Origin of the sequence: Streptomyces sp. NPDC007945, from assembly GCF_042958885.1 — a bacterium.
GTDB lineage: Bacteria > Actinomycetota > Actinomycetes > Streptomycetales > Streptomycetaceae > Streptomyces.
The window spans coordinates 21,259-46,614 of the sequence record NZ_JBIBJV010000001.1 but is presented as its reverse complement, the minus strand read 5'-3'; the positions used below and the strand labels follow the sequence as shown (position 1 = coordinate 46,614).

Here is a 25,356-nt window from a genome sequence, read left to right as displayed (position 1 = left end):
CCCTGGAGTCTGTCCGTGATCACCGCTTCCGGCATCGAGCTGCGCGCCGGCGCGCGCGTCCTCCTCGAGAACGCTTCCTTCCGTGTCGCCAAGGGCGACCGCATCGGTCTGGTCGGGCGCAACGGCGCCGGCAAGACCACCCTCACCAAGTGCCTGGCCGGCGAGGGCCAGCCCGCCGGCGGCACCATCACCCGCTCCGGCGAGGTCGGCTACCTCCCGCAGGACCCGCGCACCGGCGACCTCGACGTGCTCGCCCGCGACCGCGTCCTCTCCGCCCGCGGCCTCGACGTCCTCATCCGCAAGATGCGGATGAACGAGGAGCGGATCGCGACCGGCTCCGGCGCCACCCGGGAGAAGGCCCTCAAGCAGTACGAGCGCCAGGAGACCGAGTTTCTCACCAAGGGCGGGTACGCCGCCGAGGCCGAGGCCGCCACCATCGCGGCCGCCCTCGGTCTGCCCGACCGGGTCCTCGGCCAGCCGCTGCACACGCTCTCCGGCGGTCAGCGCCGCCGCATCGAGCTCGCCCGGATCCTCTTCTCGGACGCCGACACGCTCCTCCTCGACGAGCCGACGAACCACCTCGACGCCGACTCGATCGTCTGGCTGCGGGACTACCTGAAGACGTACCGCGGCGGCTTCATCGTCATCTCCCACGACGTCGACCTGGTCGAGACCGTCGTCAACAAGGTCTTCTACCTGGACGCCAACCGCTCGACGATCGACGTCTACAACATGGGCTGGAAGCTCTACCAGCAGCAGCGCGAGGCCGACGAGAAGCGCCGCAAGCGCGAGCGCCAGAACGCCGAGAAGAAGGCCGCCGCCCTCAACTCGCAGGCCGACAAGATGCGCGCCAAGGCCACCAAGACGGTCGCCGCGCAGAACATGGCCAAGCGCGCCGAGCGCCTGCTCTCCGGCCTGGAGGCGGTCCGCGCCTCCGACAAGGTCGCCAAGCTGCGCTTCCCCGAGCCCGCGCCCTGCGGCAAGACCCCGCTCACCGCGGAGGGCCTGTCCAAGTCGTACGGCTCCCTGGAGATCTTCACCGACGTCGACCTGGCCATCGACAAGGGCTCCCGGGTCGTCATCCTGGGCCTCAACGGCGCCGGCAAGACCACCCTGCTCCGCCTCCTGGGCGGAGTGGAGCAGCCCGACACCGGCGAGGTCACCCCCGGCCACGGCCTCAAGCTCGGCTACTACGCGCAGGAGCACGAGACCCTGGACCCGGAGCGCTCGGTCCTGGAGAACATGCGCTCCGCCGCACCCGACCTCGACCTGGTCGAGGTCCGCAAGGTGCTCGGCTCCTTCCTCTTCTCCGGCGACGACGTCGACAAGCCGGCCGGGGTGCTCTCCGGCGGCGAGAAGACCCGGCTCGCCCTCGCGACCCTGGTCGTCTCCTCGGCCAACGTGCTGCTGCTGGACGAGCCCACCAACAACCTCGACCCCGCCAGCCGCGAGGAGATCCTCGGCGCGCTGCGCACCTACAAGGGCGCGGTCGTCCTGGTCACCCACGACGAGGGCGCCGTCGAGGCGCTCGACCCGGAGCGGATCATCCTGCTCCCGGACGGTGTCGAGGACCTCTGGGGCCCGGACTACGCGGACCTGGTCGCGCTCGCCTGAGCTCCGACCGGATCATTCGGCTCATCGCCGAATCCGTCATCTGAGTGAGAAGGTCTCGTACCCACGACGCGGGCCGCTGCCGAATCCTTCCGGTAGGGCTCGCGTCGCACGTTTGTTCCCTCGACGCGGCTGACCTGCTGGTCCCTTGATCCACTCCTTCGAGGGAAGCGAGCCAGTCGTGCGGAATGTCAGCTTCCGATCGTGCGGACGGCGTACTCGTCGGCAAACCCGGCGGGACGGACCTTGTCGAATGGGTGGCCAGGATGCCGGGGAGGGGTGATCATGAGAAGTCCAGAGCGCACTTCCCATGAGGAGGCACGGGTGGCCGAGACTCTGAAGAAGGGCAGCCGGGTGACCGGCGCCGCGCGCGACAAGCTCGCGGCAGACCTGAAGAAGAAGTACGACTCCGGAGCGAGCATCCGGGCGCTGGCCGAGGAAACGGGCCGCTCCTACGGATTCGTCCACCGGATGCTCAGCGAATCCGGAGTGACGCTGCGTGGTCGCGGCGGCGCGACCCGGGGCAAGAAGGCGGCCTCGGCCTGACGCCGGGGGCGGCTCGACCGGTCCACCGGGACCCACCCGGTGGGCACCCGGTCGGTCCTGCGACCGACCAGGTGGTTACTGTGCAGTCACTTAGCATCGGATGCAGTGCTGCATTGGAACCGGAGGCGCCCCATGACCACGCCCGACGACTCCCAGCTCGTCTTCGACAAGGACGGTGTACGGCTCACCGTCGAGGACGCCGTTGCCACGGTGACCCTGACCAACCCGGCGAAGCGCAACGCCCAGTCTCCCGCTCTGTGGCGGGCGTTGACGGAAGCCGGCCGGTCGCTTCCGGGCAGCGTGCGGATCGTCGTCCTGCGCGGTGAGGGCAAGTCCTTCTCCGCCGGACTCGACCGACAGGCCTTCACGCCCGAGGGCTTCGACGGAGAGCCGTCCTTCCTCGACATGGCGCGCGGGTCCGACGCGGACCTCGACGCGGTCATCGCCGAGTACCAGGAGGCGTTCACCTGGTGGCGCCGCAGCGACCTCGTGTCCATCGCGGCCGTCCAGGGCCACGCCATCGGTGCCGGCTTCCAGCTCGCCCTCGCCTGCGACCTGCGGGTCGTCGCCGAGGACGTGCAGTTCGCCATGCGCGAGACCAGTCTGGGCCTCGTCCCGGACCTCACCGGCACGCACCCGCTCGTCTCCCTCGTCGGCTACGCCCGCGCCCTGGAGATCTGCGCCACCGGACGCTTCGTCCACGCCGAGGAGGCCGAGCGCATCGGCCTGGCCAACATCGCCGTGCCCACCGACGAACTCGACGCGGCCGTGCGGGACCTGAGCGCCGCCCTCCTCGCCGCACCGCGCGACGCGGTCGTCGAGACCAAGGCGCTGCTCCAGGGCGCCACCGGCCGCTCCTACGAGGACCAGCGCGTCGCCGAGCGCGCCGCCCAGGCCCGCCGCCTCCGCGACCTCGCCGGCCTCGGCGACTGACGCGCCCCGCCCCGCGGGCCTTCTCAGCGCACCTCCGTCACCACCACCGTGACCGCGGCGCCCTCCGGGGCCGCCGCGGCCGCCGCCTCGCGCGCCGCCCGGGCCGTCTCCACGACCGGGCGGTCCGCCGTCACCGCGCACTCCACCCGGACCGCCTCCGGCGTCCGGTGCACCGGCGGTCCCAGCGCGTCCGTCACCGCCACCACGCCCGGCACCCGCAGCACCGCGCGCGCCACCGGATCCTCCGCCGCCGGCGGGGCCCGGTCCGGCGCCGGGGGAGCGGACTCCGGCGCGGGCGCCTCCTCCAGGAGGTCCGTCACCCGCAGGTCCGCCTCCGTGACCGCCAGACCGAGCTCCCGCGCCCCCGCGAGCAGCAGCGCCCTTACCTCCTCCGCCGTCTCCGGCAGCGAACGCCCGCCCGCCACCGCGGCGAACTCCGCCTCGATCCGCAGCGGCCCGGCCGGCAGCCCGCCCGGCGGCACCGGGAACGGGCCCGCCTCCACGGCGGGTCCCGCCGCGCCGATCCGCAGCGCGCCCGGCACCGCGTCCCGTACCCCCGCCACCATCCGGCCCAATGTCCGCCGGGCGGCGCGCTCCGCGAGCCACACACCGTCCGCCGCCGTGCCGAGCGGCAGCAGCCTGCCCGGCGCAAGGCGGTCGCGCACCGCCGTCGTCCAACCGTCACTCGTGCTCATTGCCCCAGCCTGCCGTATCCCTGGAGCGGCATCGGGTAACCGCCCTTAGTGTGGGCGAAGAACCCCGAAATATCCTGAAAGGGGCTTAATCATGACGGACAGCAGTGGGGCGTCCACCCCCGTCGTCACCAAGAAGGTCGGCGGCTCGGCCGCCACCCGGGGCCGCACCACCATCGCCGACGGCGTGGTCGAGAAGATCGCCGGAATGGCCGCACGGGACGTCGTCGGCGTCCACGCCATGGGCAGCGGGCTCTCCCGCACCTTCGGCGCCGTCCGCGACCGCGTCCCCGGCGGGGGCGGCGCCAAGGCGAGCGTCAGCCGGGGCGTGAAGGCGGAGGTCGGCGAGGTGCAGACCGCCCTCGACCTGGAGATCGTCGTCGACTACGGCGTCTCCATCTCCGACGTCGCCGGAGCGGTCCGCGAGAACGTGATCGCGGCCGTGGAGCGGATGACCGGCCTGGAGGTCGTCGAGGTCAACATCGCGGTCAGCGACGTGAAGCTGCCCGACGAAGAGGAAGACGAGCCGGAATCCCGGCTGCAGTAACCGCCCGTCACGGGCACACGGACCACAGGGCTCGGAAAGGGGTTCAGCATGAGCATGGCGGTGGTCGGTCTGCTGGCCGGCATGGGTCTCGGCTTCGCCGGATACTTCGGCGGCTTCGGGGCGTTTCTACTGGTCGCGGCCCTGGGCGCGGTCGGCTTCGTGGTCGGCCGCCTCCTCGACGGCGACCTCGAACCCGGCGACCTGCTGCGCAGTCGCGACCGCGGCGACCGGCGGCGGTGACGGCGGTGCCCACCGACGTCACGGAACGCCCGGCGGTGCGGGAGCGCGGCGCCACCACGATCGCCGACCGGGTGGTCGCGAAGATCTCCGCCCAGGCCGCCAAGGAGGCCCTGGGCGGAGTGCCGGAGGGCGGCCACCGGCCGCACGCCTCGGTGGTCGTGCACCGGGACGCCGCCCGCATCTCCGTCAGTGTCGAACTGGACTACCCCACGGACGTCGGCCGACGCTGCGGGGCCGTCCGGGCCCGGGTCCGCGGCCGGGTCGAGGAACTCGTCGGCATGGAGGTCCACGAGGTCGCCGTGCACGTCGAGCGCCTCCACTCGGCGCGCACCGCGCCCGCCGCCCGGAAGGGCCGCCTGGCATGACCTCACCCGAACAGCCCACCGCCCCCGCGCCCGGTCCCGTGCCCGTCCTCGGCGCCCACGACAGCGCCGAGGGCCGCGGGACGGAAGGCGGCCGGGTCCGGCGCTTCTGGTCCGTGCGGCGGATCCCCGCCGCCCTGCTCGCCGCCGCCGTCCTCGGCGGCGCCGGACTGCTCCTCTACGACGTGGCCGCCGTACGGGCCGACCGGACCGCCATGAGCTGGCGGCGCGAGCTCGCCGACGACCTCGCGACCCGGACCCTCGACGACACGGTGACCCTCGCGGTGGCCGCCTTCGTCGTGCTGGTCGGCGTCTGGCTCCTCGTCCTGGCGTGCACCCCGGGCTTGCGGAAGGTGCTGCCGATGCGCCGCGCCCACCCCGACGTGCGGGCCGGACTCGACCGGGAGGCCGCCGCGCTCGCCCTGCGCGACCGGGCCATGGAGGTCTCCGGCGTGCAGTCCGTGAAGGTCAGGGTCGGCCGCGCCAAGGTCGGCGTCCGGGCCGTCTCCCACTTCCGCCCGCTCGACGACGTCCGCGCCGACGTCGAGTCCGTCCTCGCCGGCGGCGTCGAGGAGCTCGGGCTCGCCCGCAGACCCGCGCTGACCGTACGGGTGGACCGCCCGTCCAAGAAGGGGTGAGGCCCGTGCACGCACCGGTCACCGCCGTCCTCCGCCGCGTCAACCGCGTCCTGCTCGGCCTCGCCGGGCTGCTCCTCGTCGTGCTCGGCGGCGCCGTCCTGGCCGCCGGTCTCGACCTGCCCGTACCGTCCTGGTGGCCCTGGTCGGGCCCCGGCGACGTGCTCCTGACCGCGGCCCGCCGGCAGCGGTGGCGCGCGGAGGGCTGGTGGTGGCCGACGGTCATCGCCGTCCTCGGCGTCCTCGTCCTGCTCGCCCTGTGGTGGCTCGTCTCCCAGTTCCGCCGGGCCCGGCTCGCCGAGGTCCTGGTCGACACGGGAGACGGCGACGCCTCCGTGGTGCGCGGCCGGGCCCTGGAGAGCGTCATGGAGGCGGACGCCGCCGCGCAGGAGGGCGTCGCCCAGGCCCGGGTCGCGCTCACCGGCCGCCGCACCGCCCCCCGGACCCGCATCGCGCTCCTCCTGGAGCCGCACGCCTCCCCGGGCGAGGCGCTGGACGGGCTCGGCGGCGAGGCGCTGGCCCGCGCCCGGACCTCCGCGGGGCTGGCCGCCCTGCCGACCGAGGCCCGGCTCCGCGCGGTCAGGCACCGCGCCCGCCGAGTGTCCTGAGAGCCTCTCAGAAACCGTGCCGGGCGCCGCCGTCCACCGGCAGCATCACACCCGTCAGATAGGACGCGGCGGGCGAGAGGAGGAAGGCGGCCGTCCGGCCGAACTCCTCCGGGGTGCCGTAGCGGCGCAGCGGGATCTTCGCCTCGTTCGCCGCGCGGGCCGCCTCCGCGTCCCCGGAGAGCGCGTCGAGCTGCCGCACCCGGTCGGTGTCGATCCGGCTCGGCAGCAGGCCGACCACCCGGATCCCGCGCGGGCCCAGGTCGTCGGAGAGGGACTTGGCGAAGCCGGCGAGCCCGGGGCGCAGCCCGTTGGAGATGGTCAGGCCCGCGATCGGCTCGTGCACCGAGCCGGACAGGACGAAGCCGATCACGCCGCCCTCGCCCAGCGTCTCGGCCGCCGCCCTGGCGAGCCGCACCGCACCGAGGAAGACGGTGCCGAAGGCCGCCGTCCACTGCTCGTCGGTGTTGTCCGCGGCGAAGCCCGGCGGCGGGCCGCCGACGCTGATCAGGATGCCGTCGAGGCCGCCGAACCGGGCGCGGGCCTCCGCGATCAGCCGGGCCGGGGTCTCCGGGTCGTCGTTGTCGGCGGCGAGCCCCGCCGCCCCCTCGCCCAGCTCGGCGGCGGCCGCCGCGACGGCCTCCTCCCCGCGGCCGGTGATCAGCACCCGGGCGCCCTCGGCGAGCAGCGCCTCCGCGGTGGCCCGGCCGAGCCCCCGGGTCGCGCCGGTGACGACGTACACGCGGTCCTTCAGTCCAAGATCCATGGGCCTATCCTGCCGCCTCGTCCCCGGCCAGCGCGAGTGCCGTCCCCACCAGGCCGATGTGGCTGAACGCCTGCGGGAAGTTGCCGAGCTGGAGGCCCGCCACCGGGTCGTACTCCTCCGCGAGCAGCCCCACGTCGTTGGCGAGCCCCGCCAGGCGCTCGAAGAGCTCCCGGGCCTCGTCGGGGCGCCCGGTCATCAGCAGGGCGTCGGCGAGCCAGAACGAGCAGACCAGGAAGGCGCCCTCCCCGCCGGGCAGCCCGTCGACCGCGCCCGAGTCGGGGGTGTAGCGGCGCAGCAGGCCCCGGTGGGTCAGCTCGGCGCGCACCGCGTCCACCGTGCCCACCACCCGGGGGTCGTCCGGCGGAAGGAAGCCGACCCGGGGGATGAGCAGGGTGGCGGCGTCGAGCTCCGCGGAGCCGTACGACTGGGTGAAGGTGTTCCGCCGGGGGTCGTACGCCCGGTCGCACACCTCGGCGTGGATCTCGTCCCGCAGCGCCCGCCAGCGGTCCGGCTCGCCGGGCAGCGAGGGATCCGCCTCCAGGGTGCGCACCGCCCGGTCGGCGGCGGCCCAGGCCATCACCTTGGAGTGGGTGAAGTGGCGGCGGGGGCCGCGGACCTCCCACAGCCCCTCGTCGGGTTCGCGCCAGTGCGACTCCAGGAAGCCGAGCAGGCTCAGCTGGAGGTTCCAGGCGTGCCGCTCGGCGGGGATGCCCGCCAGCCGGGCGAGGTGCAGGGTGTCCATCACCTCGCCGTACACGTCGAGCTGGAACTGCTCCACGGCCGCGTTCCCGATCCGCACCGGGCTCGAATCGGCGTAGCCGCGCAGCCAGGGCAGCGTGACCTCGGGCAGCCGCCGCTCGCCGGCCGGCCCGTACATGATCTGGAGGTCGGCGGGGTCGCCGGCGACCGCGCGGAGCAGCCAGTCGCGCCAGGCGGCGGCCTCGTCGGCGTATCCGGCGGCGAGCAGGGCGCCGAGGGCGAGGGAGGAGTCGCGCAGCCAGCAGGCCCGGTAGTCCCGGTTCCGCACCCCGCCGATCTCCTCCGGCAGGGAGGTGGTGGGGGCGGCGACGATCCCGCCGGTGGGAGCGTAGGTGAGCGCCTTGAGGGTGATGAGGGAGCGGACCACGGCATCGCGGTACGGCCCCCGGTAGGAGCAGCGGCCGACCCATTCCCGCCAGTCGGCGAGCGAGTGCTCCAGGGACTCGAAGGGGTCGACGAGGGCGGGCCGCCGTTCGTGGGAGGGGTGCCAGGTGAGGACGAAGGCGACCCGCTCCCCGGCGGTGACGGTGAAGGAGGAGCAGGTGGCGTACTGCTGGCCCCAGGTCTTCACCGGCGGCTCGCTGCGCAGCCAGACGGCGTCGGGGCCGGCGACGGCCACCCGGTGGCCCTCGGAGCGCCGTATCCACGGCACGATCGAGCCGTAGTCGAAGCGCAGGCGGAGCACGGCGTTCATCTCGACGCGCCCGCTGACGCCCTCGACGATCCGCACGACGTCCGGGGCGCGGTCCCGCTGGGGCATGAAGTCGGTGACCTTGACGGTGCCGGTGCGCGTCTCCCACCGCGTCTCCAGGACCAGGGAGTCGTCGAGGTAGCGGCGGGAGGTGCAGGTGCCGGCGCCCTGCGGGGCGATCCGCCAGTGGCCGTTGTCCTCGTCGCCGAGGAGCGCGGCGAAGCAGGCGGCGGAGTCGAAGCGGGGCAGGCACAACCAGTCGATCGAACCGTCGCGTCCGACGAGTGCCGCGGTCTGGAGATCGCCGATCAGGGCGTAGTCGTCGATGCGTCGGGTCACGCTGAGGGCGTTCCCGCAAGCGGCGGTGGTCAATCAGCGGGGCGACGTGGCCTGGATCGCGTCGCCGTCTTCTCGCGGGGCCGCGGGGGTGTCGGCGCCGCCGGACCCGCCGCCGTTCCCGCCCTCGGGGCCGCTCCCGGTGCCGCCGGTGCTCCCGTTCTCGCGGTCGCGCTTCTCGCGGCGGACGAGGACGAGCCAGCCGACCGGCACGCCGGCGGCGAAGAGCCACCACTGGACCGCGTACGCCATGTGCGCGCCGATCGAGTCGTGGTCGGGCTCGGGGATCTGTTCGGGGGAGCCGCCGGCCGCCGCGGGCTCGGTCTGCTCGATGTAGCCGCCGACGACCTCGCGGCCGATGAGCTCGGCCTGCTGGCGGCTGCTGATGAGCATGACCTGACGGTCCGGCAGGCCCTTGAGGTCCTTGATGCCGCTCGCGCCGGTGGTCTCGTCGGCCTTGAGGCGGCCGGTGACGGTGACCCGGCCCGGGGGCGCGGGCGGCACCTCGGGGTAGTCGCGCTGGTTGGCGGCGCCGGGCACCCAACCCCGGTTGACCAGGACGATCCGGCCGTCCTGGAGGACCAGCGGGGTGAGGACGTGCGCGCCGACCCGGTCGTCGGAGGAGGTGCGGCGGCGGACGACGACCTCGTGCGCGGTGTCGAAGGTGCCGGTCGCGGTCACCCGGCGCCAGTAGTCGGCGCGGGGCACGACGTGGCCGGGGGAGGTGAGCTCCTCGACGGGGACCGGAGCGGCCTTCAGGTTGTCCGCGATCAGAGTGTTCTGGGCGACGCGGCGTTCGTGCCGGTGGAACTGCCAGAAGCCCAGCTCGATCATCACGGGGATGAGGACGAGGGCGACGAGGGTGAGGATCACCCACTGCCGGGACAACAAGAAGCGGTACACCCCACGACCGTACGCCACGGGCGCGAGGTGTCCGCACACCGGGTCGGGTGACCGGCGCCACCCGTCCAGGATCGTTTCTTCAGTGGGGGACCGGGGGACTCACACCCGGTCGACGATGCCCGCCTTCCCCTCGGCGCGGGCGCAGTGGGCGCCGCAGTACCACTTCCCGTCGGCCTCGACGCCCTGTCCGATGATCTGGACCCGGCAGTGCTCGCAGATGGGCGCCATGCGGTGGATGGCGCAGGAGAAGCAGTCGAAGACGTGCACCGCGCCCTGCGCGTGCACCTCGAAGGACATGCCGTAATCGTTTCCGCAGACCTCACAACGTGCCATGCGCCACAGGGTGGTGCCCCGGAGGCCGTCCGCGCCGCACGGCACGCCCGCCGGGGGCGGGGTGTCACCCGTCTGCCGGGGCCACGTCCCGCAGCAGATGGGCGTAGGCGGCCTCGTCGACGATCGGTGTCCCGAAGGCCTTCGCCTTGACCGTCTTGGAGGTGGCGGAGTCCGGGTCGTTGGTGACCAGGAGGCTGGTGAGCCGGGAGACGGAGGTGGCGACGTGCAGCCCGGCCTCCACCGTGCGGTCCTCCAGGAGCTCGCGGTCCACGGAGGTGTCGCCGGAGAAGGCCACCCGCATGCCCTGCTTGAGCGGCTTGTCGCTCTCGTACCGGCCGGGGTTGGGGTACGGGCAGGCGGGCCGCTTCCGGGAGGGGCGCCAGCTCCCCGCCCCGTACGAGGACTGGCGGCCGATCAGCGGGCGGGCCGGCGAGGCCGCCCACTCGGTGATCGGCCGGCATTCCAGGAGCGGCAGCCGCACGCCCCGCTCCGCCGCCGCGTGGAGGCTGGGCCGGAAGGCCTCGGCGAGCACGCGCGCGTCGTCGAGGGCGTCGTGCGCGCGCTGCTGCACCACGCCGAAGTGGGCGGCGAGCGAGGACAGCTTGTGGTTGGGCAGCGGCAGCGCCAGCTCCTTGGCGAGGGCGATGGTGCAGAGCCGCTGCCTGACGGGCGCGGTCCGCTCGGCGCGTGCGTACTCCCTGGCGATCATCTGCCAGTCGAACATGGCGTTGTGCGCGACCAGGACGCGGCCGTCGAGGCGGGCCGAGAACTCCTCGGCGATCTGCGCGAAGAGCGGCGCCCCTTCGAGGACGTCGCTGGTGAGGCCGTGGATCCAGACCGGGCCGGGGTCCCGCTCCGGGTTCACCAGCGTGTACCAGTGGTCCTCCACGTCCCCCTGCGCGTCGAGGCGGTAGACGGCGGCGGACACGATCCGGTCGTCCCGGGCGAGACCGGTGGTCTCCACGTCGACGACCGCGTACCCCTGCGGGTAGGCGGCCGGCCACGTCGCTGCTGTCGTACGGTCGTCGAGCATGGTCACTGAGAATACGGCCCGCGACCGACAGCGCCGCCCCGGGTGTCCCCGATGTCCGTGATGTCCCGCGCGGGAGGCGCCTCGCGGCCTGTCGGCGGCCCCTCCGGCGGGGCACGCACCGAGCCGGCGGAGAGGCGGCGAGGGGCCGGTCCTGGCCGTGCGCCCGCACCGGGGCCGCCGCCGCGCCCGGGGTCTCCTCGCGGCCCGGTGCCCCGCCTGCCGTCCCCCACCGCTCCTGACGTCCCGTCAATCCCGGGCGCGCACGCGTCCGCCCTTCCCCGGCGGCGGTGCCACGAGGGGCAGACCCATGGAGAAGGTCCTCGAGGGCGCCGCCGGCCCGGCCTTCGCCCCGGGCGGGTCGGTCCGCGTCCGGTGAGGCGGGGGGTGCGACCCTCCTGAGGTGACCGCACCACCCGTGCACGAACCCCACGGCGGCGCCCTCGGCTCCCGGCTCAACTGGCTCCGCGCCGCCGTGCTCGGGGCCAACGACGGCATCGTCTCCACCGCCGGCCTCGTCGTGGGCGTCGCGGGCGCCACCGAGTCCCGGGCCGCGCTGCTCACCGCCGGCCTCTCCGGCCTCCTCGCCGGCTCCCTCTCCATGGCCGCCGGCGAGTACGTCTCCGTCTCCGTCCAGCGCGACTCCGAGACCGCCGCACTCGCCACCGAACGCAAGGAGCTCCACGAGAGCCCCGAGGCCGAACTCGACGAGCTCACCGCGCTCCTCACCGCCCGGGGGACTCACCCCCGGCGTCGCCCGCGAGGCCGCCGAACAGCTCACCGAGCGCGACGCCCTCAGGGCGCACGCGCGCGTGGAGCTGGGCATCGACCCCGACGACCTCACCAACCCCTGGCACGCGGCCTGGGCCAGCTTCCTCGCCTTCACCGTCGGAGCCCTGCTCCCGCTCCTCGCGATCGTCCTGCCGCCCGCCGCCACCCGGCTGTGGATCACCGTCGCCTCGGTCCTCACCGCGCTCACCCTCACCGGATGGTGGTCCGCGCGCCTCGCCGCCGCCCCCGCCCCGAGGGCCACCCTCCGCACCGTCGCCGGCGGCGCCCTCGCGATGGCCGTCACCTACGCCGCCGGTTCCCTCCTGGACGCGGCGGGAGTCTGACCGGGGGTGGGCCCCACGGTCGCGGCACTCCCCGCCCCCGGCACCAGGCGTCCTCCGCGCGACCCGCTGTCCGCACCCCGCTCTCCCGCGCCCCGGACGGCGCCTCCGTGCCCGCCGCCGGCGTCGCCGGCCCGCCCCGGCCGCCGACTCCGGACTTCCGGGTCATGCCGACCCGCGTCGCCCCTCCGCACCCACTCACCGCGGGCACCTTCCAGGCGAGGTACGGTGAACGTCGTACAACCAGCTGACCCGGACGAGGAACCATGCGCGCCACCACCATCCACGCCCCCTTCGACATGCGCGTGGAGGAGGTGCCCGACCCCGTCGTGCAGGACCCCGCGGACGTCGTCGTGCGCGTCCTGCGCGCCTGCATCTGCGGCAGCGACCTGTGGGCCTACCGCGGCGAATCCGCCCGGCAGCCCGGCCAGCGCATCGGCCACGAGTTCCTCGGCACCGTCGAGGCGATCGGCTCCGAGGTCCGCGGCTTCAAGCCCGGCGACCTCGTCGTCGCCCCCTTCGTCTGGTCCGACGGCACCTGCGACTACTGCGCCGAGGGCCTCCAGACCTCCTGCCCCAACGGCGGCTTCTGGGGCTCGGCCGGCTCCGACGGCGGCCAGGGCGAGGCCGTCCGCGTCCCGTTCGGCGACGGCACCCTCGTCAAGCTGCCCGCCGACGCCGCCTCCGACGACCACCTGCTGACCGCGCTGCTCGCCCTCTCCGACGTCATGGGCACCGGCCACCACGCCGCCCTCGGCGCCGGCGTCCGCCCCGGCTCCACCGTCGCCGTCGTCGGCGACGGCGCCGTCGGCCTCTGCGGCGTCCTCGCCGCCAAGCGCCTCGGCGCCGAGCGGATCATCGCCCTCGGCCGGCACACCGCCCGCACCGACATCGCCCGCGCCTTCGGCGCCACCGACGTCGTCGCCGAGCGCGGCGAGGCCGCCGAGGCCGCGGTCCGCGAACTCACCGGCGGCCAGGGCGCCCACGGCGTCATCGAGGCGGTCGGCACCGAGCAGTCCATGCGCACCGCCGTGAACATCACCCGCGACGGCGGCTCCATCGGCTACGTCGGCGTCCCGCACGGCTCCGGCACCGGCCTCGACCTCTCCGTCATGTTCGACCGGAACATCGCCCTGCGCGGCGGCGTCGCCCCCGTCCGGGCCTACATCCCCGAGCTGCTCGCCGACGTCCTCGACGGCCGCATCGACCCGTCCCCGGTCTTCGACCTCACCGTGGACCTCGACGGCGTCCCCGGCGGCTACCGGGCCATGGACGAGCGCACCGCCCTCAAGGTCCTCGTCACTCCGTAGCCCACACCGGGGCGTCCGCCCCGGCGACGCCCGGCGGGCGGGACCAGCCCGCCGGGCCGCCCTCGTACGCCACCGGTGACACCGCGTGCCGCAGCCGCCCGAGCGGGCCCTCCGACTCCGCGAGGTACCGCTCGGGGTCGTACCGCGGCAGGCCGTGCGTCAGCCAGTGACCGGTCTGCGCCAGCGACAGCCGGACCAGACGGCCGCCGCCGTCCCGCTCCCGCTCGGTCAGCGACCGCAGCACCGCCGCCGCGAGCAGATACCCCGTCCCGTGGTCCAGGGCCTGCGCCGGCAGCGCCCCCGGCTCGGCCGCGGACCCCTCCGTCACCGCGATGCCCGTCGCCACCTGCACCAGGCTGTCGAAGCCGCGCCGCCCGCCCCACGGCCCGTGGTCGCCCCACGCCGACAGCCGGGCCGTCACCAGACCGGGCCGCTCCAGGCCGTACCGCTCCAGGGCCCCCGGCCGGTAGCCGGTCACCAGGACGTCCGCCGCGTCCAGCAGTTCGTCGAAGGTCCGCCGGTCCGCGCGCCGGTCCAGATCGAGGGCCGCCGTCCGCTTCCCCACGTCCGCGTCCGCGTGCTGGTCCGGCAGTTCCGGACGGCCCGGCGGGTCGATCCGCAGCACGTCCGCGCCGAGCAGCGCCAGCGTCCGCGTCGCCACCGGGCCCGCGATCACCCGGGTCAGGTCCAGGACCCGCGGCGGTCCCGGACGGCGCCGCGGCGGGGCCTCGTCGGTCCGCTCCCGGCTCAGCACCGGCCGCGCCGCCACCTGGCGGCCCTGCGCGTGCCCGGCCCACTCCCCGGGCGTCCGCAGGGCCACCGCGAGGCCCCCGGAGCCGTACACCGCCGTCTCCACGTCGACGGCCCGCCGCCCGCCGATCGCCTCCGCCACCGCCTCCACCGAGTCGGCCGTGCCCAGCGCCGCGAGCAGCGCGGCCTTGTGGTGCGGGTAGTTGGCGTGGGTGCGGACCCAGCCGTCGGCCGCCCGCCAGAACCGGGACAGCGGCGCGAAGGCCACCGGCGCCCGCCCGTCGACCCGCAGGTGACGCTCGCTCACGAAGGCGGTGGCCACCGCCCCGTCGTCCACCCGCACCGGCCCCGCCACGCGCGCGTGCTCCACGGCCGCGAGCCCGCAGACCGCGACCGTCGCCCGCGCCAGGTCCATCACCGGCAGCCGCGCCGGGAGCAGCCCCGACACCCCGCCGAACTCCACCCGTCCGACCAGGGCGGGATCGCCGCCCAGGACCGACCACAGGGCTTCCGTACCGCTCCGAACCGTGCTGTTCATACCCGCACTATGGCACTCCGTGCCACTTCCCGGACATGCGAAGGGGCCCCGGTGTGGCCGACCACACCGGGGCCCCGCTCACGCTAGGGCGTCACCACTTGCGGACGGCGTCCAGGGCGTCCACCAGACCGGCCCCGTAGAAGCCGTTCTTCTCCTTGCCGCCCTCGCAGACGGCGTCGATCGTGCCGTCGCCCTCGATGTCGTACGGGTTGGTGCAGGCGAGCTCGTCGGCCTGCGCGTACAGCAGGGCCTTCAGCGCGGCCGGGCTCGCCTTCGGGTGCGTCGACTTCAGCAGCGCGAGCACACCGGCGGCGTGCGGCGCCGCCATCGACGTACCGGCCTTGTAGTTGTACTTGCCGTTGACCGAGGTCGACCAGATGCGGCCGTTCTCCGCCGGGGCGTCCGGGGCCTGGTACTCGGTGCGGTCACCTCCGGGGGCGGCGATGTCGATCACGCCGAGACCGTAGTTGGAGTACGACGACTTGAGGTTCTTCGCGCCGGTCGCCGAGACCGTCACGACGCCCGGCAGCTGCGCCGGGTAGTCGAGGCACACGCTCGGGTCGATGACCCGGTCGCCCGGCGTGGTGTCGTTCGGGCTGCTGTTGTCGACGATCGAGTCGGCGGCCAGGTCGAACTTGGAGTTGCCGGCCGCGGCGACGTTGACCGTGCCCTTCTTCTCCGCGTAGCGGCTCGCCCGGGTGACCGCCTCGACGAGGGCCTTCTGGTCCTCGTCCGTCTTGCAGGCGAACATCCACGGGTCGGTGTAGTAGCTGTTGTTCGTGACGTCGATGCCCTGCTCGGCCGCCCACATGAAGCCGCAGACCACGGCCTCGGTGTAGAAGAAGCCGTCCGGGGTCGACACCTTGATGCCGGCCAGCTTCACGCCCGGCGCCACACCGGTGATGCCGACGCCGTTCTTGGCGGCGCCGATCGTGCCGGCGACGTGGGTGCCGTGGTCGCTCTCGCCCGGGTTGGGGCGCCACGAGCCGGGGGTGGTGTCGGCCTTGCCGGACACGCAGTTCGCGGACGCGGCGGCGTCGAAGTTCGGCGCCAGGTCCGGGTGCGTGTCGTCGACACCCGTGTCGATGACGCCGACGGTGACCCGGCCGCTGCCGAGGGTCTTCTCATGCGCCTTGTCGGCCTTGATCGCCCGGAGGTCCCACTGCAGGGGCTCCATCGGGTCCTGGCCGGCCGTGGCGGAGGCCGCGGCGGCCGCGATCTCGGCCGGGGTCAGCGTCTGCGAGGCCTCGTCGAGGGCGTCGTCGGACTGGACGGAGAGCGGAGCCGTACGGGTCGCGCCCGCCGACACCACGCCGCGGGCCTGGCGGATCGTCTTCGCGAACTCGGGGTTCTGCGAGTGGACGACTATCACGCCTATTCGGTCGTACGCGATCACGACCTCGCCGCCGGCGGCGGCTATCGCCTTCTTCACCGAGGCGGCCGTCCAGCGGCCCCCCTCGACGTTGACGACGTACGAGAGCTTCTCGCCCGTCGTCGCGACGGTGGCGGCCGCCGGAGCGTCACTCGTTTCCGCGGCGGAGGCGGCGCCGGAAGGAAGGAAACCGAGCGAAGCGGTGAGCGCGAGACCAGCAGGCAGAGCGAGTACTCTGCCGCGCCTCGATCCCAGATGAGCCATGGGTTCTCCACATCATCCGTATGTACTGCTCCCGCGCGGGGTTGCGCGTGGGCAGGTGCATGACGAGTGAAGCTATCGCTGAACTTCCCTGCTCATCAATGAGTTGAGAAGACGGGATGAAGATTTCGCGGAAGAAATCCCCTCGCCTGAACCACTTCGCTTCCGGCTCCGTGCCGTTGAGCAGGGGAGGGGCTCCAGCAGGCGCCCCCGTCCCGCACCCCCCAGGTGAGGCCCCCTTGACCATGCCGTCCGTCCCCGCGTCACGAGGAGAGTCCGTGGCTACCGAAGCACCGCCGCCGCCGAGAGAGGGCGCCGGGACCGATTCCGGTCCCGCCCGGCCCACCACGGAGCAGTTCGTCGAGGTCCAGCGCAGCGAGGAGTTCGGCGAGCTCCGCCGCACCTACCGCTCCTTCGCCTTCCCCCTGACGGTCGCCTTCATCACCTGGTACCTGCTCTACGTCCTGCTCTCCAACTACGCGGGCGGCTTCATGGGCACCCGCCTCTTCGGCAACATCAACGTCGCCCTCGTCCTCGGCCTCGGCCAGTTCGCCACCACCTTCCTCATCGCCTGGCTGTACTCCCGCCACGCCGCCCTCCGTCTCGACCCCAAGGGCGAGGCCATCAAGGCCCGTATGGAGGGCGACGCATGAGCTCCCTCGCCCCCGCCCCCGCGCTGCTCGCCGCCGGCAACGCCACCGCCGAGCACCGGCCGCTGATCATCGGCCTCTTCGCCGCCTTCGTGATCGCCACCCTCGCCATCACCGTCTGGGCCGGCCGGCAGACCCGCAGCGCCGCCGACTTCTACGCCGGCGGCGGCCAGTTCACCGGCTTCCAGAACGGCCTCGCGATCTCCGGCGACTACATGTCCGCCGCGTCCTTCCTCGGCATCTCCGGCGCCATCGCCCTCTACGGCTACGACGGCTTCCTGTACTCCATCGGCTTCCTCGTCGCCTGGCTCGTCGCCCTGCTCCTGGTCGCCGAACCGCTGCGCAACTCGGGCCGCTTCACCATGGGCGACGTCCTCGCCTACCGGATGCGCCAGCGCCCGGTCCGCACCGCGGCCGGCACCTCCACCATCGTCGTCTCGATCTTCTACCTGCTCGCCCAGATGGCCGGCGCCGGCGTCCTCGTCTCGCTGCTCCTCGGCATCACCAGCGACGGCGGCAAGGTCGCGATCGTCGCCCTGGTCGGCGTCCTGATGATCGTCTACGTCACCATCGGCGGCATGAAGGGCACCACCTGGGTGCAGATGGTGAAGGCGGTGCTGCTCATCGCCGGCACCCTCCTCATCACCTTCCTCATCCTGCTGAAGTTCGACTTCAACCTCTCCGACCTGCTCGGCGCCGCCGCCACCAACAGCGGCAAGGGCGAGGCCTTCCTGGAGCCCGGCCTCAAGTACGGCCTCACCGAGACCTCGAAGCTCGACTTCCTCTCCCTCGGCATCGCCCTCGTCCTCGGCACCGCCGGCCTGCCGCACATCCTGATCCGCTTCTACACGGTGCCGACCGCGCAGGCCGCCCGTAAGTCGGTCAACTGGGCCATCGGCATCATCGGCGCCTTCTACCTGATGACGATCGTCCTCGGCTTCGGCGCCGCCGCCCTGCTGAGCCCCGGGGCCATCACCTCCTCCAACAAGGCGGGCAACACGGCGGCCCCGCTCACCGCCCTGGAGGTCGGCGGCGGCGCGGACTCCACCGCCGGCGCCATCCTCCTCGCCGTCATCTCCGCCGTCGCCTTCGCCACCATCCTGGCCGTGGTCGCCGGACTGACCCTCGCCTCCTCCTCGTCCTTCGCGCACGACATCTACGCCAACGTGATCAAGCGCGGGAAGGCCACCGAGAAGCAGGAGATGAGGGCCGCCCGCTGGTCCACGGTCTTCATCGGTATCGTCTCGATCGCCCTCGGCGCCCTCGCCCGCGACCTCAACGTCGCCGGCCTGGTCGCCCTCGCCTTCGCGGTCGCCGCCTCGGCCAACCTCCCGACGATCCTCTATTCGCTCTTCTGGAAGAGGTTCACCACTCAGGGCGCGCTCTGGTCGATCTACGGCGGCCTGATCTCCTCCGTCGTCCTCGTCCTCTTCTCCCCGGTCGTCTCCGGCGGCCCGGCCTCCATGTTCAAGGGCGTCGACTTCCACTGGTTCCCGCTGGAGAACCCGGGCCTGGTCTCCATCCCGCTCGGCTTCCTCCTCGGCTGGCTCGGCTCGATCCTCTCCAAGGAGGAGCCCGACCAGGGCAAGTACGCCGAGCTGGAGGTCAAGTCCCTCACCGGCATCGGCACCGCCGCCGCCGTCAAGCACTGACCCCTCCGTATACGACCGCACCGCGTCCGGTCGTATACGGTCCGCAACAAGCCACCGGCCGCGTCGTAGAGTTCTACGACGCGGCCGGCTCCGTGCTCGTGTCAATCGGCCCGTGCCCGATGTCCGAGCGGTCGCGTAGGCTCGACAACAGAAGCGAACCTGGAGAAGGGGAGGGGGACCCGTGCTCCTCGACACGTACGGCCGAGTCGCCACTGACCTGCGCGTTTCCCTCACCGATCGGTGCAATCTGCGCTGCACCTACTGCATGCCCGAAGAGGGACTGCAGTGGCTGGCCAAGCCCGATCTGCTCACCGACGACGAGATCGTCCGGCTGATCCGGATCGCCGTCACCGACCTCGGGGTCACCGAGGTCCGCTTCACCGGCGGCGAGCCGCTGCTCCGCCCCGGCCTCGTCGGGATCGTCGAGCGCTGCGCCGCCCTGGAACCCCGCCCGAAGATGTCCCTGACGACCAACGGCATCGGGCTGAAGCGCACCGCCGCCGCCCTGGAGGCCGCGGGCCTCGACCGGGTCAACGTCTCCCTCGACACCCTCCGCCCCGAGGTCTTCAAGACCCTCACCCGCCGCGACCGCCACCGGGACGTCATCGACGGCATGGCCGCCGCCCGCGAGGCCGGCCTCACCCCCGTGAAGGTCAACGCCGTCCTGATGCCGGGGCTCAACGAGGACGAGGCCCCCGACCTGCTCGCCTGGGCGATCGCCGAGGGGTACGAGCTCCGCTTCATCGAGCAGATGCCCCTCGACGCCCAGCACGGCTGGAAGCGCGAGGGCATGATCACCGCCGGGGACATCCTGGAGTCCCTCCGCACCCGCTTCACCCTCACCCCCGAGGGCTCCGAGGAGCGCGGCTCCGCCCCCGCCGAGCGCTGGGTCGTCGACGGCGGACCGCACACGGTCGGCGTCATCGCCTCCGTGACCCGCCCCTTCTGCCGGGCCTGCGACCGCACCCGGCTCACCGCCGACGGTCAGATCCGCACCTGCCTCTTCGCCACCGAGGAGACCGACCTGCGGGCCGCGCTCCGCTCCGACGCCCCGGACGCGGACGTCGCCGAGCTGTGGAAGAAGGCGATGTGGGGGAAGAAGGCGGGCTCGGGCCTCGACGACCCGAGCTTCCTGCAGCCCGACCGCCCGATGTCAGCGATCGGCGGCTGAGCCGGGCCCGTCCTCCGCGGGCTCCCACTCGGCGAAGGGCACCACGTCCTTCAGGAAACCCCGCACGCCCAGGAACTGCGACAGGTGCTCGCGGTGTTCCTCGCAGGCGAGCCAGGTCTTGCGCCGCTCGGGCGTGTGCAGCTTGGGGTTGTTCCACGCGAGGACCCAGGCGGCGTCGGCGCGGCAGCCCTTGGCGGAACAGATCGGCTTCTCTTCGCTCACCTGATCATTGTCCAGCAAGGGCGATGCCGAGCAGCCACGGGGGGAGCTGCCCGGCATCGGTCCGTCGCTCCGACGGGGGATGCGGAGCGCGTACGCAGTATGTCACGGCACCCTGGGTGCGGTGCACCGGAACCTCGTGATTGATCTGAGGTTTTCTTGAGGTTACCGACGGCGTCGGCGTGACGTTCCGCCACCGTGGTCGGCGCGCCCCGATCAGCCCTGCCCGTACGGGCGTTCCGCTCCGGATTCCGCTCCGCCGTCGCCCGCGCCGAGGGCCGGGCGCACCGGCGAGGGCAGGAAGGTCGACGGGAGCGTGGGCGCGGACTCGCGGCCCGCGTTCGCGATCACCACCGCGATGTACGGCAGCAGCACCCCGAGCGCGAGCGCCACGACCGCGACGTGCCGTTCCACGTTCCACAGCACCGCGGCCGCGATCACGGAGAGCGTCCGGACCGACATCGAGATGACGTACCGCCGCTGCCTGCCCCGGACGTCGTCCGCGAGCCCCTGCCGGGCCCCGGTGATCCGGAAGACCTCGGGTCCCCCTCGCTTCCGCATCGCGTTCCACCACCCGCCGCTCGTGCCGGAGCCTCCCCGGTCCGGACCTGTGTCCACCGTACGCCCACGTTCCCGGGCCGACGAGAGCGGGGCACGGACGGCGGAGTCCGACATGCGCCGTACGGGCAGCGGGACGAGACTGGGGCCACATGTCACGAGGAGGCGGATATGAGTTGGTTGTGGGCGATCATCGTCGGTCTGGTCCTGGGTCTGCTCGCGAAGGCGATCCTCCCGGGGAAGCAGCAGATCCCACTCTGGCTGACGGTGATCTTCGGCATTCTGGGCAGCGTCCTGGGCAATGCGGTCGCGACCTGGATCGGCGTCAACGACACCAAGGGCATCGACTGGATCCGGCACCTGCTCCAGCTCATCGGCGCCGTGGCCGTGGTCGGCGTCGGCGACATGCTCTGGGCCTCGCTCAAGGGCAACCGGCGACGGGCCTGAGCGACGCGGGACACACCGGAGGCCCGGTACGGCGGTCGGTCGCCGTACCGGGCCTCCGGTGCGTCGTGCCCGGCGGTCAGCCGGTGTACTCGATCGCCGCCAGGTTCTTCTTGCCGCGCCGCAGCACCAGCCACCGCCCGTGCAGCAGGTCGCCGGCCTCGACGACGGCGTCCTCGGCGGTCACCTTCGCGTTGTTCACGTAGGCGCCGCCCTCCTTCACCGTGCGTCGCGCGGCCGACTTGCTCGCCACCAGACCGACCTCGGCGAACAGGTCCACGACCTGGCCCAGCTCGGACACCCGCGCGTGCGGCAGCTCGGAGAGCGCGGCGGCCAGCGTCGGCTCGTCGAGCCCGGCCAGGTCGCCCTGCCCGAACAGCGCCTTCGAGGCGTCGATGACGGCCGCGCACTGCTCGGCGCCGTGCACCAGCGTGGTGAGCTCCTCGGCCAGCGCCCGCTGCGCGGCCCGCGCCTGCGGCCGCTCGGCGGTCTGCGCCTCCAGCTCCTCCAGTTCCTCGCGGGACTTGAAGGAGAGGATCCGCATGTACGTCGAGATGTCGCGGTCGTCCACGTTCAGCCAGAACTGGTAGAACGCGTACGGCGTGGTCATCTCCGGGTCCAGCCAGACGGCCCCGCCCTCGGTCTTGCCGAACTTGGTGCCGTCCGCCTTGACCATCAGCGGCGTCGCGAGCGCGTGGACCTCGGCGCCCGGCTCCAGGCGGTGGATGAGGTCGAGTCCGGCCACCAGGTTGCCCCACTGGTCGGAGCCGCCCTGCTGGAGCGTGCAGCCGTAGCGCCGGTACAGCTCCAGGAAGTCCATGCCCTGGAGCAGCTGGTAGCTGAACTCGGTGTAGCTGATGCCCTGCTCGGACTCCAGGCGGCGGGCCACGGAGTCCTTGGTCAGCATCTTGTTGACCCGGAAGTGCTTGCCGATGTCCCGCAGGAACTCGATCGCCGAGAGCCCGGCGGTCCAGTCCAGGTTGTTCACCATGACCGCCGCGTTCTCCCCCTCGAAGGAGAGGAAGGGCTCGATCTGGGAACGCAGCCGGTTCACCCAGTTCGCGACCGTCTCCGGGTCGTTCAGGGTGCGCTCGGCGGTCGGGCGGGGGTCGCCGATCTGACCGGTGGCCCCGCCGACCAGCGCCAGCGGCCGGTGCCCGGCCTGCTGGAGCCGGCGGACGGTGAGCACCTGGACCAGGTGGCCGACGTGGAGACTGGCCGCGGTCGGGTCGAAACCGCAATAGAACGTCACGGGACCGTCCGCGAGCGCCTTGCGCAGGGCGTCCTCGTCGGTGGACTGGGCGAAGAGCCCACGCCACTTCAGCTCGTCGACGATGTCCGTCACGGTCGTCAGTCTCCTCGGATCGTTGCTTGCAGACAGCCCAGTCTAGGCGGGTCAGACGCCCTTGCTGACCGAGCTCATGTTGAAGTCGGGCACCCGCAGCGCGGGCATCGCGGCCCGGGTGAACCAGTCGCTCCACTCGCGCGGCAGGGTCCGCTCCGTCCGGCCCGCCTCGGTGGCCCGCGACAGCAGGTCCACCGGGGACTCGTTGAACCGGAAGTTGTTGACCTCGCCGACCACCTCGCCGTTCTCCACGAGGTAGACGCCGTCCCGGGTCAGACCGGTGAGCAGCAGCGTCGCCGGATCGACCTCGCGGATGTACCAGAGGCAGGTCAGCAGCAGCCCGCGCTCGGTGGTGGCCACCATCTCCTCCAGGGAGCGCTCGCCGCCGCCGTCCAGGACGAGGTTCCCCGCCCCCGGCGCCACCGGCATCCCGGTGAGGGCGGCCGTGTGCCGGGTGGTGATCAGCCGGTCGAGCGCGCCGGCCCGCATCCACTCCACCGGGCCGACGGGCAGCCCGTTGTCGAAGACCGACTCGTCGTCGCCGGAGGCGTGCGCGATCACGAACGGCGCGGACTCCAGGCCCGGCTCGTTCGGGTCGCTGCGCAGGGTCAGCGGCAGCGGCGAGAGGGTCTCGCCGAGCCGGGTGCCCCCGCCGGGCCGGGAGAAGACCGTACGGCCCTCCACCGCGTCCCGGGCCATCGACGACCACAGCTGGTAGATCAGCAGGTCGGCGACGGCGGTCGGGGGCAGCAGCGTCTCGTACCGTCCGGCCGGCAGCTCGATCCGCCGCTCGGCCCAGCCGAGCCGCACCGCGAGCTCGGCGTCGAGCGCGGCCGGGTCGACGTCCTTGAAGTCCCGGGTGGAGCGCCCTGCCCATGCGGAGCGGGCGCGATCGGGGGACTTGGCGTTGAGCTCCAGGGTGCCGTTGGGCTGGTCGTGCCGCAGCCGCAGCCCGGTCGAGGTCCCCAGGTAGGTGGAGGTCAGCTCGTGGTGCGCGAAGCCGTACAGCTCCCGGCCGCCGGCACGCGCGCGTGCGAAGGCCTCGCCGAGCGCCGGGGCGAAGTCGGCGAAGACCGCGGAGGTGGTCTCGGCGGGCGCGTCGGTGAAGTCGGGGGAGGAGGGCACGCCCTCGACCAGCGGCTGCGCGTCCTCGGCGGGGCCGCCCGCCCGCGCCGCCTCCTCGGCGGCCCGCACCAGCGGCTCCAGGTCCTCGGCGGTCACCGCCGAGCGGGACACGACGCCGGAGGCGGTGCCCTCGGAGCCGTCGACGGTGGCGATCACGGTGAGGGTACGGCCCCGGGTCACGCCGTTGGTGGTGAGCGCGTTGCCCGCCCAGCGCAGGTTGGCGGAGGACTCCTCGTCCGCGATGACGACACACCCGTCCGCGCGGGACAGTTCGAGCGCCCGCTCGACGATCTCGTACGGCTTGCTGACGCGGCTCATCGACCGGCCTCCTGCGTGGTGTTCAAGATGTTGACGCCCCGGAAGAGGGCGGAGGGGCAGCCGTGGGAGACGGCCGCCACCTGGCCCGGCTGGGCCTTGCCGCAGTTGAAGGCGCCGCCGAGGACGTACGTCTGCGGGCCGCCGACCTGCTCCATCGAGCCCCAGAAGTCGGTGGTGGTGGCCTGGTACGCCACGTCCCGCAGCTGCCCGGCCAGCCGGCCGTTCTCGATGCGGAAGAAGCGCTGGCCGGTGAACTGGAAGTTGTACCGCTGCATGTCGATCGACCAGGACCGGTCGCCGACCACGTAGACGCCCCGCTCGACGCCGCCGATCAGGTCCTCCGTCGACAGGCCGCCCGGATCAGGCTGGAGGGAGACGTTCGCCATCCGCTGCACCGGCACGTGCCCGGGGGAGTCGGCGAACGCGCAGCCGTTGGACCGGCCGAGGCCGGTGAGCTTCGCGATCCGCCGGTCGAGCTGGTAGCCGACGAGCGTGCCGTCCTTCACCAGGTCCCAGGACTGCGCCTCGACGCCCTCGTCGTCGTACCCGATCGTCGCGAGGCCGTGCTCGGCCGTGCGGTCACCGGTCACGTTCATCACCGAGGAGCCGTACGCCAGCTTCCCCAGCTGGTCGAAGGTGGCGAAGGAGGTGCCCGCGTACGCCGCCTCGTAGCCGAGGGCCCGGTCGAGCTCGGTGGCGTGGCCGATGGACTCGTGGATGGTCAGCCACAGGTTCGACGGGTCGACGACCAGGTCGTAGCGGCCGGCCTCGACGCTCGGCGCCCGCATCTTCTCGGCGAGCAGCTCCGGGATCTCCTCCAGCTCCTTGTCCCAGTCCCAGCCTGTCCCTGTGAGGTATTCCCAGCCCCGGCCGGCCGGCGGCGCGATCGTCCGCATCGAGTCGAACTCGCCGGTCGTGCCGTCCACGGCGATGGCCGTGAGCTCCGGGTGGAGCCGCACCCGCTGCTGGGTGGTGACGGTCCCCGCCGTGTCCGCGTAGAACTTGTTCTCGAAGACCGTGAGCAGCGAGGCGTCGACGTGCGCCACCCCGTCGGCCCGCAGCAGCCGTGCCGACCAGTCGGCGAGCAGCGCGCTCTTCTCCTCGGCCGGCACGGAGAACGGGTCGATCTCGTACGAGGAGATCCACACCTTGTCCGCGTGGACGGGCTCCGCCGCCAGCTCCACGCGCTCGTCGGAGCCGGCGGCGGCGATGACCTGCGCGGACAGCTTGGCCATGGCGACGGCTTGGGAGGCGACCTTCGCCGCGCCGTCCATCGTCAGGTCGACGCCGGAGGCGAAGCCCCAGGCGCCGCCGTGCACGACCCGCACCGCGTAGCCGAGGTCGGTGGTGTCCGACGAACCCGCCGACCTGGCGTCCCGCAGCCGCCAGGAGGCGGAGCGGACCCTTTCGAGGCGGAAGTCGGCGTGCTCGGCGCCGAGCGCCCGCGCCCGCGCGAGCGCCGCGTCGGCGAGCGCCCTCAACGGCAGGGCATGGAAGTGTGGGTCGATCTGATGGACCACGAGCGGCCTCGCTCTCTGCGTG

General features: G+C 73.2%; 26 protein-coding genes and 1 pseudogene. 14 read left to right on the top strand and 13 right to left on the bottom strand.

The genetic code is table 11. From position 1 onward, the window contains the following. Positions 1–15: 15 nt before the first annotated feature. From ACFZCF_RS00255 to ACFZCF_RS00245, 3 genes are all read left to right on the top strand, one after another. On the top strand, positions 16–1,614 hold the full coding sequence (locus tag ACFZCF_RS00255) for an ABC-F family ATP-binding cassette domain-containing protein (RefSeq protein ID WP_388439133.1): 1,599 nt from the start codon (positions 16–18) through the stop codon (positions 1,612–1,614). 321 nt (positions 1,615–1,935) lie between these two features. Continuing rightward, on the top strand, positions 1,936–2,157 hold the full coding sequence (locus tag ACFZCF_RS00250) for a helix-turn-helix domain-containing protein (RefSeq protein WP_006123601.1): 222 nt from the start codon (positions 1,936–1,938) through the stop codon (positions 2,155–2,157). Between the two features lie 132 nt (positions 2,158–2,289). Continuing rightward, complete coding sequence (locus ACFZCF_RS00245; protein WP_388439130.1) at positions 2,290–3,090, top strand: enoyl-CoA hydratase/isomerase family protein; 801 nt, start codon at positions 2,290–2,292, stop codon at positions 3,088–3,090. 23 nt (positions 3,091–3,113) lie between these two features. On the opposite strand, the gene ACFZCF_RS00240 is transcribed toward ACFZCF_RS00245, so the two are convergent. Beyond that, a complete protein-coding gene (locus ACFZCF_RS00240) occupies positions 3,114–3,785 on the bottom strand; it encodes a hypothetical protein (RefSeq protein WP_391283623.1) in 672 nt (223 codons plus the stop codon). 91 nt (positions 3,786–3,876) lie between these two features. Here ACFZCF_RS00240 and ACFZCF_RS00235 point away from each other — a divergent pair, with 91 nt between their 5' ends. Genes ACFZCF_RS00235 through amaP form a run of 5 tightly spaced genes read left to right on the top strand, consistent with a single transcriptional unit; the run spans position 3,877 to position 6,174 of the window. Then, complete coding sequence (locus ACFZCF_RS00235; RefSeq protein WP_388439125.1) at positions 3,877–4,329, top strand: Asp23/Gls24 family envelope stress response protein; 453 nt, start codon at positions 3,877–3,879, stop codon at positions 4,327–4,329. Between the two features lie 48 nt (positions 4,330–4,377). Next, positions 4,378–4,569 (top strand): hypothetical protein, encoded by a 192-nt coding sequence (locus ACFZCF_RS00230; protein WP_169086037.1) that lies wholly within the window; start codon positions 4,378–4,380, stop codon positions 4,567–4,569. A 5-nt stretch (positions 4,570–4,574) separates the two neighbouring features. Further along, positions 4,575–4,934, top strand: coding sequence for an Asp23/Gls24 family envelope stress response protein (locus ACFZCF_RS00225; RefSeq protein ID WP_391283620.1), 360 nt, complete (start codon positions 4,575–4,577; stop codon positions 4,932–4,934). After that, positions 4,931–5,569, top strand: coding sequence for a DUF6286 domain-containing protein (locus ACFZCF_RS00220; RefSeq protein ID WP_388439119.1), 639 nt, complete (start codon positions 4,931–4,933; stop codon positions 5,567–5,569). The genes ACFZCF_RS00225 and ACFZCF_RS00220 overlap by 4 nt, the downstream gene beginning before the upstream one ends. A gap of 5 nt (positions 5,570–5,574) precedes the next feature. Further along, positions 5,575–6,174 carry an alkaline shock response membrane anchor protein AmaP gene (gene amaP, locus ACFZCF_RS00215; RefSeq protein WP_391283618.1) on the top strand — a complete coding sequence of 200 codons (600 nt, stop codon included), beginning with the start codon at positions 5,575–5,577 and terminating at the stop codon, positions 6,172–6,174. Positions 6,175–6,181: 7 nt separating this feature from the next. On the opposite strand, the gene ACFZCF_RS00210 is transcribed toward amaP, so the two are convergent. From ACFZCF_RS00210 to ACFZCF_RS00190, 5 genes are all read right to left on the bottom strand, one after another. Further along, the gene (locus ACFZCF_RS00210; RefSeq protein ID WP_391283616.1) at positions 6,182–6,937 is read right to left on the bottom strand and encodes an SDR family oxidoreductase; all 756 of its coding nucleotides are present in this window, start codon (positions 6,935–6,937) and stop codon (positions 6,182–6,184) included. 4 nt (positions 6,938–6,941) lie between these two features. After that, on the bottom strand, positions 6,942–8,726 hold the full coding sequence (locus ACFZCF_RS00205; protein ID WP_391283614.1) for a glycoside hydrolase family 15 protein: 1,785 nt from the start codon (positions 8,724–8,726) through the stop codon (positions 6,942–6,944). A 33-nt stretch (positions 8,727–8,759) separates the two neighbouring features. Then, positions 8,760–9,626, bottom strand: coding sequence for an SURF1 family cytochrome oxidase biogenesis protein (locus ACFZCF_RS00200; RefSeq protein ID WP_391283613.1), 867 nt, complete (start codon positions 9,624–9,626; stop codon positions 8,760–8,762). 99 nt (positions 9,627–9,725) lie between these two features. Then, positions 9,726–9,959 carry a hypothetical protein gene (locus ACFZCF_RS00195; RefSeq protein ID WP_169086049.1) on the bottom strand — a complete coding sequence of 78 codons (234 nt, stop codon included), beginning with the start codon at positions 9,957–9,959 and terminating at the stop codon, positions 9,726–9,728. 64 nt (positions 9,960–10,023) lie between these two features. Then, the gene (locus ACFZCF_RS00190) at positions 10,024–10,998 is read right to left on the bottom strand and encodes a DEDDh family exonuclease (protein WP_391283611.1); all 975 of its coding nucleotides are present in this window, start codon (positions 10,996–10,998) and stop codon (positions 10,024–10,026) included. Positions 10,999–11,407: 409 nt separating this feature from the next. Between ACFZCF_RS00190 and ACFZCF_RS00185 the strand changes: the two are divergent. Further along, positions 11,408–12,104, top strand: a pseudogene (locus tag ACFZCF_RS00185) (VIT family protein). 263 nt (positions 12,105–12,367) lie between these two features. Further along, a complete protein-coding gene (locus ACFZCF_RS00180) occupies positions 12,368–13,411 on the top strand; it encodes a zinc-dependent alcohol dehydrogenase family protein (RefSeq protein WP_388439098.1) in 1,044 nt (347 codons plus the stop codon). Here ACFZCF_RS00180 and ACFZCF_RS00175 read toward each other — a convergent pair. Beyond that, on the bottom strand, positions 13,401–14,699 hold the full coding sequence (locus ACFZCF_RS00175; protein ID WP_391283609.1) for a CoA transferase: 1,299 nt from the start codon (positions 14,697–14,699) through the stop codon (positions 13,401–13,403). The genes ACFZCF_RS00180 and ACFZCF_RS00175 overlap by 11 nt on opposite strands. A gap of 91 nt (positions 14,700–14,790) precedes the next feature. Next, positions 14,791–16,335, bottom strand: coding sequence for a S8 family serine peptidase (locus ACFZCF_RS00170; protein ID WP_388439093.1), 1,545 nt, complete (start codon positions 16,333–16,335; stop codon positions 14,791–14,793). A 275-nt stretch (positions 16,336–16,610) separates the two neighbouring features. Between ACFZCF_RS00170 and ACFZCF_RS00165 the strand changes: the two genes are divergently transcribed. The 3 genes from ACFZCF_RS00165 (at position 16,611) to moaA (ending at position 19,805) form a co-directional block, all read left to right on the top strand. Beyond that, positions 16,611–16,985 (top strand): DUF485 domain-containing protein, encoded by a 375-nt coding sequence (locus ACFZCF_RS00165; RefSeq protein WP_382800566.1) that lies wholly within the window; start codon positions 16,611–16,613, stop codon positions 16,983–16,985. Then, complete coding sequence (locus ACFZCF_RS00160) at positions 16,982–18,634, top strand: cation acetate symporter (protein ID WP_391283606.1); 1,653 nt, start codon at positions 16,982–16,984, stop codon at positions 18,632–18,634. Before ACFZCF_RS00165 ends, ACFZCF_RS00160 begins: the two co-directional genes overlap by 4 nt. Positions 18,635–18,815: 181 nt before the next feature. Next, positions 18,816–19,805, top strand: coding sequence for a GTP 3',8-cyclase MoaA (gene moaA / locus ACFZCF_RS00155; protein WP_388439087.1), 990 nt, complete (start codon positions 18,816–18,818; stop codon positions 19,803–19,805). Here the strand turns inward: moaA and ACFZCF_RS00150 are convergent. Beyond that, positions 19,788–20,027 carry a hypothetical protein gene (locus ACFZCF_RS00150; protein WP_391283605.1) on the bottom strand — a complete coding sequence of 80 codons (240 nt, stop codon included), beginning with the start codon at positions 20,025–20,027 and terminating at the stop codon, positions 19,788–19,790. The genes moaA and ACFZCF_RS00150 overlap by 18 nt on opposite strands. Before the next feature lie 213 nt (positions 20,028–20,240). Beyond that, positions 20,241–20,585: a DUF3099 domain-containing protein gene (locus ACFZCF_RS00145; RefSeq protein WP_388439081.1), complete on the bottom strand. Its 345-nt coding sequence runs from the start codon at positions 20,583–20,585 to the stop codon at positions 20,241–20,243. A 168-nt stretch (positions 20,586–20,753) separates the two neighbouring features. Here ACFZCF_RS00145 and ACFZCF_RS00140 point away from each other — a divergent pair, with 168 nt between their 5' ends. Continuing rightward, a complete protein-coding gene (locus ACFZCF_RS00140) occupies positions 20,754–21,029 on the top strand; it encodes a GlsB/YeaQ/YmgE family stress response membrane protein (protein ID WP_388439078.1) in 276 nt (91 codons plus the stop codon). A gap of 76 nt (positions 21,030–21,105) precedes the next feature. On the opposite strand, the gene tyrS is transcribed toward ACFZCF_RS00140, so the two are convergent. Genes tyrS through ACFZCF_RS00125 form a run of 3 tightly spaced genes read right to left on the bottom strand, consistent with a single transcriptional unit; the run spans position 21,106 to position 25,334 of the window. Further along, positions 21,106–22,371, bottom strand: a complete 1,266-nt coding sequence (tyrS, locus tag ACFZCF_RS00135) for a tyrosine--tRNA ligase (protein ID WP_388439075.1) — start codon at positions 22,369–22,371, stop codon at positions 21,106–21,108. Positions 22,372–22,422: 51 nt separating this feature from the next. After that, the gene (locus ACFZCF_RS00130) at positions 22,423–23,814 is read right to left on the bottom strand and encodes a metallopeptidase TldD-related protein (protein ID WP_391283601.1); all 1,392 of its coding nucleotides are present in this window, start codon (positions 23,812–23,814) and stop codon (positions 22,423–22,425) included. Further along, positions 23,811–25,334: a metallopeptidase TldD-related protein gene (locus tag ACFZCF_RS00125; protein ID WP_391283599.1), complete on the bottom strand. Its 1,524-nt coding sequence runs from the start codon at positions 25,332–25,334 to the stop codon at positions 23,811–23,813. The genes ACFZCF_RS00130 and ACFZCF_RS00125 overlap by 4 nt, the downstream gene beginning before the upstream one ends. Between the last annotated feature and the right edge of the window lie 22 nt (positions 25,335–25,356).

What these genes read in the sequence shown, in the direction of transcription:
- ACFZCF_RS00245 (WP_388439130.1), top strand. Translation starts at nt 2,290, where the DNA reads ATGACCACGCCCGACGACTCCCAGCTCGTCTTCGACAAGGACGGTGTA.
- ACFZCF_RS00240 (WP_391283623.1), bottom strand. Translation starts at nt 3,785, where the DNA reads ATGAGCACGAGTGACGGTTGGACGACGGCGGTGCGCGACCGCCTTGCG.
- ACFZCF_RS00235 (WP_388439125.1), top strand. Translation starts at nt 3,877, where the DNA reads ATGACGGACAGCAGTGGGGCGTCCACCCCCGTCGTCACCAAGAAGGTC.
- ACFZCF_RS00230 (WP_169086037.1), top strand. Translation starts at nt 4,378, where the DNA reads ATGAGCATGGCGGTGGTCGGTCTGCTGGCCGGCATGGGTCTCGGCTTC.
- ACFZCF_RS00220 (WP_388439119.1), top strand. Translation starts at nt 4,931, where the DNA reads ATGACCTCACCCGAACAGCCCACCGCCCCCGCGCCCGGTCCCGTGCCC.
- ACFZCF_RS00210 (WP_391283616.1), bottom strand. Translation starts at nt 6,937, where the DNA reads ATGGATCTTGGACTGAAGGACCGCGTGTACGTCGTCACCGGCGCGACC.
- ACFZCF_RS00195 (WP_169086049.1), bottom strand. Translation starts at nt 9,959, where the DNA reads ATGGCACGTTGTGAGGTCTGCGGAAACGATTACGGCATGTCCTTCGAG.
- ACFZCF_RS00180 (WP_388439098.1), top strand. Translation starts at nt 12,368, where the DNA reads ATGCGCGCCACCACCATCCACGCCCCCTTCGACATGCGCGTGGAGGAG.
- ACFZCF_RS00175 (WP_391283609.1), bottom strand. Translation starts at nt 14,699, where the DNA reads ATGAACAGCACGGTTCGGAGCGGTACGGAAGCCCTGTGGTCGGTCCTG.
- ACFZCF_RS00170 (WP_388439093.1), bottom strand. Translation starts at nt 16,335, where the DNA reads ATGGCTCATCTGGGATCGAGGCGCGGCAGAGTACTCGCTCTGCCTGCT.
- ACFZCF_RS00160 (WP_391283606.1), top strand. Translation starts at nt 16,982, where the DNA reads ATGAGCTCCCTCGCCCCCGCCCCCGCGCTGCTCGCCGCCGGCAACGCC.
- ACFZCF_RS00145 (WP_388439081.1), bottom strand. Translation starts at nt 20,585, where the DNA reads ATGCGGAAGCGAGGGGGACCCGAGGTCTTCCGGATCACCGGGGCCCGG.
- ACFZCF_RS00140 (WP_388439078.1), top strand. Translation starts at nt 20,754, where the DNA reads ATGAGTTGGTTGTGGGCGATCATCGTCGGTCTGGTCCTGGGTCTGCTC.
- ACFZCF_RS00130 (WP_391283601.1), bottom strand. Translation starts at nt 23,814, where the DNA reads ATGAGCCGCGTCAGCAAGCCGTACGAGATCGTCGAGCGGGCGCTCGAA.